The following is a 10,800-nucleotide window of genomic DNA, read 5'->3' on the forward strand; positions in this document are numbered from 1 at the left end:
TCATTTTCAGTAGACAGCAGTAAGGGAATAGGAGAGAAAATCTTTATAAGCCAAGATTCATTAACTAGTGGAAATGTATTACAGATACTAGGACATGAATTAGGACATCTGGCAAAATATGATAAAGATGAAAAAACAGCAGATAATGTAGGAAATAAAATAGAAGAGATAAAGGCAGGAGAAGAGAAAGACTACAATGAATATCTAGCTTCAATCAAAGATAAGTATAAGGACCTACCAAGTCTGGAAGAATCAAAAGAGTTAGAAAAGAATATTCCTGATGAATATAAAGAAAAACTAGGATTAATAGGAGCTGCAACTGTAGCAGGAGTAGTATGGTTATTTAGTTCAGAAGAGACAGGAGATCCTATATTAGCTGATGCAAGTAAAATAAAAAAAGATAATGGAAAATTTTACTATGTTGATGAAAACAATAAAAAATATGAAATTAAAGAAGAATATATTGCAGCAGATGGAAGTATTATTATTCCAATTGAACCATCTTCTTACGAGCTAGAAGTTTTAAAGAATACAGTTATAGTTGCAAGTGCTGCAGTAATAGGGAGTACATTGTATGAGATGATTAATACAGGAACCGTTTCTAATGTTGTTTGGGATAATATTACCCCTACACAACCAAATATGGAAAAAACATTGATTCCAAAATCTTTTACAATAAAGGTAGGAGAAGCCAATTATTGGGTACATCCTAATGCTACTGAACATATGCAAGATCATCTTGCAACTATTACTAAAACAGGTGTTTCTCATAATTTTCCACTTAAAAATCAAATGCTTCTTAAAAGTTTTGAGTCAAGTCTTAAAGAACTTACTAAGAGAGGCAATATTCTAGGTGAAAAATACACAATTGGTAATTGGGAAATAATGATAAATCAAAGAGCTACAGATAAATTTCCAGTAGTTTATCATGCTGTAATGAAAGGACAATAATTATGTTAAAAATAAAAAAAATATTTCAAATAAAAAAAAATAAATTAGTAACTGATAGCCATATTCCATTAAATATAAGATTTGGAGAAAAATATATAGAACAAGAATGCTTTGAAATAACAAATCAAAAAAAATCTATTTTAGATATAAGAAGAGAAATAATAAATAATGAAATAACAAACATAGTATTAGTTGGGTGTGAAAAAGTTTTTTTTCATAATTTTAATTTTGACAATGAAAATAGAGAAATAAAAATCATAGAAGGAATTCCTCAAATTTATTTTAACTCAAATAAAATAAAAGCAGGATTTACTACCATGATTTATAATGATTTTAAAGTTTTATATTCATTTGATAAAATAAAAATTGTATTTACAAATGTAATCAATAATTATGATAAAATAAAAAAAAGAAGAATAAGAAATCATAATATAGATTTTGAAACTAATAAAAATGGTACATTACTAAGTATAACAATAAATGAATTAACTTATGAAATAATAAAAAAAATAATATCTATTTTAATAAAAAAATAAATAAAATTATAATAAACTTTATAATTTTTATTTGATATTAACCTAAAAGTCAATATTTATAGATACTAAATTAAATGAATCTTTAAAGATTTAAATAATTGATGTTTTGAAGGTAGTCTGAAATTTTTCAGACTACTCATTAAAATATTAATAAATATTTATCTATAAGAAACTCAAAATGATAAGAGAAATCTAATGTTGTAGAATTAGGATATGGTATTTTTAAGTATGACAAATATAATTCTAAATCAGATCTAGTTGGAAGAAAATTTTCTATAGGTCTATCTGTTCCTACTTTTCCTGCAGAAATACATGCTGGAACTATAAATGAAAGTACAGTTATTGGAGGAGTAGATAAAGTTTATATGATAGAAATAGAAAATGGGTTTATAAAATCTATAGATAAAAATTTAAATTTAAAAGGAGTTAATTATTGGAAATCAAGATAAATAAATCTCAAAATAAAATAGAAATTATAAAAGATGATTCTATAAAATACGCAAAAATTTCAAAATTTACAAATACTTTATTTTTTTTATCAGTTATAGTATTTCTTATTATATCAAAAATGTATGGTAAGTTAGGTATATTAGGTTTTTTAACTTTTCTTCTTGGGGCAACTTTTATCATATATAGAAATTCATTGTATTTTAAAAATCGTCATATAAATGAAGTTTTAAAAATAGATTTAGAAAATATAAAATTAGAATTCTTGAAAGATGGAGATGCAATATATTCAAAAGATATTCCTAGATGGAAAGTTATGAAAATAAAAAAAGAAATTCCCCCTTTTAAATTTTATGGAAAAAATAGATTTTTAAACATTATGGAAGAAGAATTAGTAGACAAAAGAATTCTGAAAATAATAACAAAAGATGAAGTTTTTTCATGGGGGTATAAAATAGAAGAAGAAAAAATAGATGAAATAATAAAACTTATAAAAGAATTCTGGAATATAGAAGATTAACATTTAATAAGTAGTCTAAAAAATTTAGACTGCTTATTGTAAAATATAGACAAATAAGTTTAAAATAAAATCTAAAGGAGTTAATTATTGGAAGCTAAGATAAAAAATTTCGTGATGAAATAGAAATTATAAAAGAATTTTCAAACTTTGAAAACTAAAAAGTAAGAACGGAGAGAATAAAATGAAAAAAGAGTGGGGAATAAAAGATATATTCATTGCATTTTTAGGAATAGGTTTATTATTTGGTGCACTTATTTTATCAGTTGCAATAAGAGATAGTGAATCTCTTGTATTTAGATATCCAATAGAAGTGAGAAATATACTTATGGGAATATTGTATATAGGTTTTGTTATTTGTGGTTTATTGGTTGTTTGTGAAGGGTTATTAAAAATTAATTTTAGAGATTGTCGAATATTACCAATAAAAGTAAAAACTATATGGATAATTCTTGCTTTTATTATGCCATTACTTGTAAGTGGTATATTACTATGTTTTCCTGGGGAATGGTTAAATATAGAGTTTAGCACAGCTAATGTAATAACTACTCTATCATTTACATTGATGTTCTTTGGAGTAGGAGCACCTATAGTTGAAGAAATGATATTTAGAGGAATGATGCTTACAGTTTTTGAAAAAAAATGGAATAAAGGAGCAGCAATAGTTTTAACTTCAGTTTTATTTGGTGTAATACATCTTATTGGGCAAAAAATGGGATTAAGAGATTTTCTTATTATGACATTATCAGTAAGTTTAATAGGAGCAATTTTAGCAATAGTTACATTTATAACAGAAAGTATATGGTCAAGTGTGGTTATACACATGGTGTGGAATATAATAATTATGGGGCAAATAATTAGTATAGGAGGAGTTAGACCATTATACAGCAGATATAATTATACTTTCAATTCTGATTCATTTTTACTTACAGGAGGTGCTTTTGGAATAGAAGCATCTCTACCAGTTATAATAATAAATATAATATTTTTAATCATAGTATGGAAGTTATGGAAAAAAGAAGATAATAAATTTTCATAGGATATCTATCAATAAAACTTGATTTTTATGGTGTTCTATTTTAGAATTTTTCTAAGTCTGGAAGAATCAAAAGAATTAGAAAATAGAATTCCTGATGAATATAAGGAAAACTTTGCATTAACAACCACAATAATAATAGGTGGAGTAGTTTTAATAGGGAGTTATTATTCTGGACAAAAAACAGAGGAATATTTAAATTCAGAAGAAGGTAAAAGAGCTTGGAGTAAGTTTGAAGAAAACTTAAAAGAAGAATGGGAAGCTAAGAAAAATAAAGGAATAGCTTATGCAGAATTTTATCAAACTTCCTTAGAAGCATTTTTAACTGATAAAGTAGGAATAAAAGATATTGCAATTAAAAATGAAACAATACATAAAATTCAAGTTGATGTAGGAGATGTTATTCTTACACCTGGTATAGATAAAAGTAAATTTAAAAAAGGAAAAGATAAAGATGGAAATGATGGTTATGAAAATTTAGAAGATGGAAGTTGGTGGGAAAAAGATAGAGCAAAACATGGAGATAAAAATGGTTGGAAAAGATGGCCAAGCAAAAAAGATAAAGATAAAAATGCTAAAAAAGGAGGAACTAGAAGAACGGTAGGAGGAAATGGGAAAGTATATAATGATTAAATTAAAAAAGGAGAATACTATATTGAGGTTATTAAACTATTCTAGGGAAATAAAATATTGTAATAAAAATATATTAATGATTAACAGTATTCCTGATAATATAACAGAAGAAGAAGAAGATATTTTATTTGATAAGAATTTTGTTGACATAAAAGACTTAAAAATAAAAGAAATTCATAAAATTGCACAAAAGAAACTAATATTAGCATTAAAAGAATTTTATATTTTAAATAATGGACCTGTATTTTGCAATTTGTTTAACTTTGATAAATTAAATGATTTAGGTATTTATGAAAATGATAATCAATATACATTGGAAGAAAAAAATCAACTATACAATTTATTATGTAGACTAAGTGGCAGAGAACTTTTTTACCATAGATTATTTAAACTAAACAATTTAGAAGAATTTGAAATATTGATAAAATATAATCTAGTTACTTTTAGAAGTATTAAATTTTACTTTAGAAATCTACATCTTATTGCTTTGGGAAAATATGATTATAGTTATATTTTATCTGGTTCATATAGTAACCCTAAAGTATTAAATATTTTAAAGAATAATGATATATCTATTTATAAAACTACAGCTTTTTAAATTCCTCATAAATAAAGATAAAGTAAATTTAGAAAGGAGGGTATTTTATTGAAACTAATAAAAGAAGAGTCATTTTTTAAGTATAAAAATAAAGATGTGTTGATTATTAATAGTATCCCTAATGATATAACAGAAGAGGAAAAAGATATTTTATTTGATGAAAATTTTTCTGACATAAAAGATTTAAAAATAAAAAAAATACATGAAATTTCACAAAAAAGACTAATTTTAATGTTGAATGAACTTTATGCTTTAAATAATGGTTCTGTGTTCTGTAAATTATTCTATTTTGATAAATTAGATGATTTAGGTCTTTATGAAGATGATATTCAATATACTTTAGAAGAAAAAAAGAAACTTGCTAACTTATGGTGTAGATTGAGTGGGAAAGAACTTATTTACCAAAAATTATTTAAACTATATACTTTAGAAGAATTTGAAATATTAATAAAATTTCAACTAGTAACTTTTAGAAATGTTTTATTTTATTTTAGAAATCTTCATCTTATTATTTTAGGGGAATATGGTTATACCTATATTTTATCTGGTTCATATAACAATTCAAAAATAACTTCTATATTTAAAAAAAATAATATAGATTTTTATGAAACTAAAGGATATTAAATATGAGTAAAACCTATGAAGTTTATCCTACCACTTCATATATTCCGAGAAAAGAAGAAATAGGAAAATTATCTGAAAAATATTTAAATACTTTTTTAGAAAAGGAAAATATAAAAGAAGAATATAAAAAAAGAATGAAAATTACTAATTCAACTCTTAAATTTTCTGATAAAAATTATGTTAATAGAGAAAATATATGTATGATTGATACAGAGTATGATATATATCAATTAAATATTAAAGAAGGAAATGCAATATTTGTTTTTTTTCATAAATTTACTCAACTTGATATTGAAGTTTTAGAAGAAACACTCATTAACACAAATTATGAAAATGAATTTGAAAAAATTGTAAAGTTAAGTTATACCTGGACAGTAAAAAGAACTGCTTGGCAACCAGTATTATCAAATATATTGTATGGTTTTATTGCTATAGCAATAGTTGAACTTACTGATGGTATAATATATTCTGGAGATGGAGCATGGAATTTTGAAATCTTTCCTGTCAAAGCAAAAGAATTCCTTCCAATCCTTTTAGATGCAACTATTGAAAAAATTTTAAGAAGTGAGTAAAACTGGATTAGCATCAACAAAGTGGATAAAAAATTAAAAAAGGAATTTCTAGAAGTAAATAATATTTGTAAAAAATTTATATCTAAATAATACTTTGAAAAAATATTTTTAACTAAATTTGATATTTTACAGGTGGCTCAATTAATTTGAGTCACTTAATAAAATATAGAAATATGAGAGATACGATAATAGAAGCTGGAGAATATTTAGAAGCAGTCTATGATGGAATAGCAGATTCTGGAGTGGGAGGAAAAGGAAATACTATAAAGGAAAAATTTATAGAAAATTATTCAAAGAAAAAGGGCAAGGCAGTCACCATTACATAAAACTAAAAGAAAAAACTATAGATGAAAATGGAGAAATATTAGCTGATAAGTTAAATGAAAAAGGAAATAGAGTACAAGATCTATTGAAATATTTTGCATCAAGTGTTGGTTATGAAGGTGAAATACCAAGAATTTTGAGTAGTAAAGTTTAATGAAACAGAAGACATTAATTCAGCTAAAGATTTAATATTAAATGAAGCAAATAATACTTATAAAGAAAAACTAAATCCAAATGATTTAGTTATATCTGGAAAAACAGATACAGAAATGATTAAGCAAGTTTTTAATTCTGCTTTAAATTACCAAAAAAATACTGAGAATACTCCTGTTAATTATAAAATCCTTGGTCCTAATTGCAATACATGGTTTTTTAATTTATCAGAAAGTAATAATATTCAAAATAATATTTCTGATTTTGGTGGAGGATTTGCTGATCCAGGAGCTAAAAAGGAGCTCGATCAAAATCTTTGGAAAGAAAATGGAGGAAAAAGTGGCAGATAAAAAAAAATTTCTTTTGATTGATTTATTCTTCATTATACTCATGGCTTTATATATATATTATGACCATTTACCAAATAAATTAAAAGTCAATTTTTTAATAGTTAATTTGATAAGTTCTTATGGAGTTATTTTACTTCCGCCAATAATATACTTAAAAAAATTAAAAATTAAAAAAGAAAAATTTTTAATTTTTTTTATAATATTTCAATTATTTTACTTTTATGGATTTATAATATTTATATTTTCAGAATTTAAAATGGAAATACTAACATGTACATCATTGCTCTTTGTGTTTCTTGCTTTTTTCTCTACAAAGTATAAAGCTTTAAAGATTGGGCTATCAATATTGGGTCATATATTTTTTATAGGGGTATTTTTTCAGGCAATGTTTGCCTCAATTGATAATATATTTTATAGCTCTATTTTTACAATAATTTTTATAATAATTATCTTTATTTTTATAAAAGCAAATACAAAAGATGAGACTAGGATAAATGATTTATTAAAATTCAATGAAGCTACTTATTTATATTATTTACATGGGTTAATACATGTTGTAATTTATGATTACATTCATGTTACTATTTTTCAATTATTTTATTAAAATTGCTATTTTAAAGGTAGTCTAATTAACTCGGACTGCTTATTAAGATAGTTATTAAAAATTTAAATTAAAACTTAAAGGAGTTAGTTATTGGAAATCAAGATAAAAGAATCTCAAAATGAAATAGAAATTGTAAAAGATGATTCTATAAAATATGCAAAAATTTCAAAACATATACATTTTTTATTTTTTTCTTTAACTTTAATTTGCTTTATTACTTTAAAAATAAACAATAGTTTTACCATTGGCAATATTTTGTTCTTTATTTTTTCAGGAGGTTTTACAATTTATTTTTTCTCTCTAGCAATAAAAAATAAGCATATAAATGAAGTCTTAAGAATAAATTTAGAAAATATAAAGTTAGAATTCTTGAAAGATGGAGATATAGTATATTCAAGAGATATTCCTAGATGGAAAGTTTTAAAAATAAAAAAGAAGATTCCAATTTTTGATTTTTATGCAAATACAAATTTTGTAAGCATATTGAATCGCGAATTGGTAGATAAGAGACCTTTAAAAATAATAACGAAAGACGAGGTTTTCTCATGGGGATATAAAGTAGAAGAAGAAAAAGTAGATGAAATAGTAAAATTGATAAAAGAATTTTGGAATATAGAAGATTAATATCTAATAGGCAGTCCAATTAGTTTGGGCTGCTCAATGAAATATTAAAAAATACTCAACAATAGAGAACTTCAAATATTAGAAGAAAAAAAATATTAATATAGGCTTATCAAATTTATAAGAAAGGCTAAAGAATTTACAAAAATAACCAAAAAGGATTCTCAAGAAGTTCCTTTCAAAAGAAATAGACCAAAAAAAAAGAAAGATATATTGATTTAACTCCAAAAGGAGATATAATTTCATTTGGAAAATATGTCCCTTTAAATAAAAAATAAATATAAGGTGGAAGAAATTATGAATATAAAATTTAGAATTTTTGGTGAAAAAAAGCTTATAGAAATTGATGAAAATCTATATAAATATATTTTTGATTCTTTAAAATGGGCAAATTCATATTATAATAAAAAGATGACAGTAAAAGGGATAAATTTAAAAGGAAATACATATTTTGATAAAAAAGGTATGATAGAATTGAGAAGTATTATAAAAACATGGATTGAAATTTTTTCTTATTCGCCCGAAAATTTTATTTTATATGGAGACTATAATTTAGAAGACAATGCTTATCAAGAAAATTCTTTTATTAAAAAAAATATTTTAAGTCAATTAAAAGAATTAATCAAAAAAATTGATGAAGCAATTTTAAAGAATGAGTTGCTAGTTTTTACTAGAGAAAATTATTAAGAAAGGTGAAAATTTATGTTAGTGCATGACTTTAAAATATTAGGACAAGAAAATAAAATTTATATAGAAGATAATATTATTTTATATATTTTTGAAACTTTGGAGTGGATAAATACTTATAATGATGAAGGATTATTACAGACAAATAAGGGAATTAATTATTATGGAATTACCTACTTTGATGTTAAGGGAATCATTCATTTGAAAGAGATTTTGCTTGGGTGGAGAAATCTTTTTGAAAAAGCTCCCTTATTTTTTAAACTAAGAGGTTCTTTTTGCTTTGATACAAATAAAAGAGTAAAGAACTCTTACTCAAAACAAAAACTTCTATCTCAATTTGATTCTTTGATTAATTTATGTGAAGTTGCGATAAAACAAAATAAAATTATTTATCATGGCGGAATATAGAATGGTATATATTTGATTAAATTTGATATATTAATGAATATAGTAAGTTCTATATAAGGGGGGAATATGAGAAATAAAAATAAATTTTTAATATTTTTAATAGGTATATTTTTCTTAAATATATCTTATTTATCTTTGGGAAATGAAAAAGATTATAGTTTTTTAATTAAAAAGGGAATGAAATATTTTAAAGATAAAAATTATGATTTGGCAGAAAAAACATGGAAACCAATAGCAGATTCTGAAAATATTGAAGCACAGTTTTATATGGGAACTTTATATGAAGAGCAAAATCAATATGATTTAGCTGAAAAATATTATAGATTAGCAGCAGATCAAGGATATCTTCCAGCTCAAAATTATTTGGGACATTTATACTACTTCAAGAAAAAAGATTATAAGTCAGCAGAGAAATATTATCAAATGTCAGCAGATCAAGGAAGTGATTTTGGGTATTGTGGCTTAGGATATGTATATAATCTTTTAGGGAAAGAAGAACTAGCAGAAAAAAATTATTTAATAGGAGCTGAGTTTGGTGATCATGTATCACAAAATAATTTAGGTGTGTTATATTCAAAGCAGGGTAGATATAGATTGGCATATAAATACTATAAAATGTCAGCAAAGCAAGGTTATACACCAGCAAAAGAAAATTTAGAAGGATTTAAGAAAAAATTATTAAACCTTAGTTTTAAAGAAAAGATATTATTTTATAAATAAAAAATTTTAAATGATATAAGTTTTCATTCAATATGGGCTGCTATAAAACTTTATAACTTTAATTTTAGTAAAATATAATATTAAAATAATTAGGAGAGGAATATAAAAATGTTAAATAGTAAGTTTTTAGATAAGTTTAATTTATTTGTAAGTATTATTAAAATTACAGTTCTATTTTTTGTTTGTATTTTATTAATAAGTTGTGGATTAACAAAAACTGGAACTATTGCTGATGTAAATTATCATCCAAACTTTTTTACAGGAAGAGCAGAAGTTCCAGTAGAGAATGGAAAGACAGCAAAAATAGTTTTAGGAAGAGAAGGTCCATCAAATAAAGTAAAAGTAATAGATATAAAAAATAAATATATAGAAAAAGCATCAGCTAGAATAGAGCCAATAACTGAAAAAAGCAAAGATAAAAAAGTTACAGTAGATGTAATAATAAAGGGAGAGTCTAAAGAAGTTCAAATACCAGAAATAATAAAAAAAGGGTATGGAGGGGTTTTAAGTTTGCATTTAAAAAAAGATATTCCTACTCTAGAGGGGATGAAGTTTGAAATAATAACATCAGAACGCCAAGCTGAACTTTTAGCAGAATATTCTGTAAAAGAAAAAAGATATGTAAATGAAATAATTGAAGGGTTTTTTATAAAAAACTTTTTCTTAGTAAGATCAACTGTAATAGGAGAAGGAAGAGAATTAATTAGAGGAGATAGAGGATATCTTTATGTATTTAAAGTTACTTTAAAATTTGAAAATGGTGAGATAAATGAAACATATATTCCTAGTAGTTCATGGTTTTATGATGGAACTAATAAATATACATTAGGTTATATAACTTATTAAAAATTATATAGGAATTAATATAAAGAGGCTTGTTTAAAATTAATGATTTAGCAATTAATTTTTACAACCTCTTCTTTTATTTCTTAGGAAATTATAATTTGATAAATTTGTTGAAAAAATAAAAAATATTAATTATTTTAGCTTCATATTAGATATATTTAATCGAATAAGAT

General features: G+C 23.6%; 15 protein-coding genes. All 15 read left to right on the top strand.

Translation table 11 applies throughout. The features are described 5' to 3' along the window. Nucleotides 1–951 (top strand): hypothetical protein (locus E6771_RS14915; RefSeq protein ID WP_410054682.1); only part of this gene is annotated, 951 nt, incomplete at its 5' end. 2 nt (nucleotides 952–953) lie between these two features. Continuing rightward, a complete protein-coding gene (locus E6771_RS14920; RefSeq protein ID WP_316092134.1) occupies nucleotides 954–1,487 on the top strand; it encodes a hypothetical protein in 534 nt (177 codons plus the stop codon). A 433-nt stretch (nucleotides 1,488–1,920) separates the two neighbouring features. After that, nucleotides 1,921–2,454 carry a hypothetical protein gene (locus tag E6771_RS14925; protein WP_316092135.1) on the top strand — a complete coding sequence of 178 codons (534 nt, stop codon included), beginning with the start codon at nucleotides 1,921–1,923 and terminating at the stop codon, nucleotides 2,452–2,454. 181 nt (nucleotides 2,455–2,635) lie between these two features. Next, a complete protein-coding gene (locus tag E6771_RS14930) occupies nucleotides 2,636–3,490 on the top strand; it encodes a type II CAAX endopeptidase family protein (protein WP_316092136.1) in 855 nt (284 codons plus the stop codon). Between the two features lie 27 nt (nucleotides 3,491–3,517). After that, entirely contained in the window at nucleotides 3,518–4,120 is a 603-nt protein-coding gene (locus E6771_RS14935) for a hypothetical protein (protein WP_316092137.1), read from the top strand. Then, entirely contained in the window at nucleotides 4,098–4,718 is a 621-nt protein-coding gene (locus E6771_RS14940; RefSeq protein ID WP_316092138.1) for a hypothetical protein, read from the top strand. Before E6771_RS14935 ends, E6771_RS14940 begins: the two co-directional genes overlap by 23 nt. 48 nt (nucleotides 4,719–4,766) lie before the next feature. Beyond that, nucleotides 4,767–5,342, top strand: a complete 576-nt coding sequence (locus tag E6771_RS14945; protein ID WP_316092139.1) for a hypothetical protein — start codon at nucleotides 4,767–4,769, stop codon at nucleotides 5,340–5,342. A 2-nt stretch (nucleotides 5,343–5,344) separates the two neighbouring features. Beyond that, nucleotides 5,345–5,914, top strand: coding sequence for a hypothetical protein (locus tag E6771_RS14950; RefSeq protein WP_316092140.1), 570 nt, complete (start codon nucleotides 5,345–5,347; stop codon nucleotides 5,912–5,914). 146 nt (nucleotides 5,915–6,060) lie between these two features. After that, the gene (locus tag E6771_RS14955) at nucleotides 6,061–6,240 is read left to right on the top strand and encodes a hypothetical protein (RefSeq protein WP_316092141.1); all 180 of its coding nucleotides are present in this window, start codon (nucleotides 6,061–6,063) and stop codon (nucleotides 6,238–6,240) included. Nucleotides 6,241–6,507: 267 nt separating this feature from the next. Further along, the gene (locus E6771_RS14960) at nucleotides 6,508–6,741 is read left to right on the top strand and encodes a hypothetical protein (RefSeq protein ID WP_316092142.1); all 234 of its coding nucleotides are present in this window, start codon (nucleotides 6,508–6,510) and stop codon (nucleotides 6,739–6,741) included. A gap of 694 nt (nucleotides 6,742–7,435) precedes the next feature. Further along, nucleotides 7,436–7,969: a hypothetical protein gene (locus tag E6771_RS14965; RefSeq protein ID WP_316092143.1), complete on the top strand. Its 534-nt coding sequence runs from the start codon at nucleotides 7,436–7,438 to the stop codon at nucleotides 7,967–7,969. Nucleotides 7,970–8,263: 294 nt separating this feature from the next. Beyond that, nucleotides 8,264–8,653 carry a hypothetical protein gene (locus E6771_RS14970; protein WP_316092144.1) on the top strand — a complete coding sequence of 130 codons (390 nt, stop codon included), beginning with the start codon at nucleotides 8,264–8,266 and terminating at the stop codon, nucleotides 8,651–8,653. Between the two features lie 15 nt (nucleotides 8,654–8,668). Then, nucleotides 8,669–9,061 (top strand): coproporphyrinogen III oxidase, encoded by a 393-nt coding sequence (locus E6771_RS14975; RefSeq protein ID WP_316092145.1) that lies wholly within the window; start codon nucleotides 8,669–8,671, stop codon nucleotides 9,059–9,061. Nucleotides 9,062–9,127: 66 nt separating this feature from the next. Continuing rightward, nucleotides 9,128–9,781, top strand: a complete 654-nt coding sequence (locus E6771_RS14980; RefSeq protein WP_316092146.1) for a tetratricopeptide repeat protein — start codon at nucleotides 9,128–9,130, stop codon at nucleotides 9,779–9,781. 108 nt (nucleotides 9,782–9,889) lie between these two features. After that, nucleotides 9,890–10,627, top strand: a complete 738-nt coding sequence (locus E6771_RS14985; RefSeq protein ID WP_316092147.1) for a hypothetical protein — start codon at nucleotides 9,890–9,892, stop codon at nucleotides 10,625–10,627. Nucleotides 10,628–10,800: the final 173 nt, after the last annotated feature.

The sequence above is a fragment of the Fusobacterium sp. genome (genome assembly GCF_032477075.1).
Classification (GTDB): Bacteria; Fusobacteriota; Fusobacteriia; order Fusobacteriales; family Fusobacteriaceae; genus Fusobacterium_A.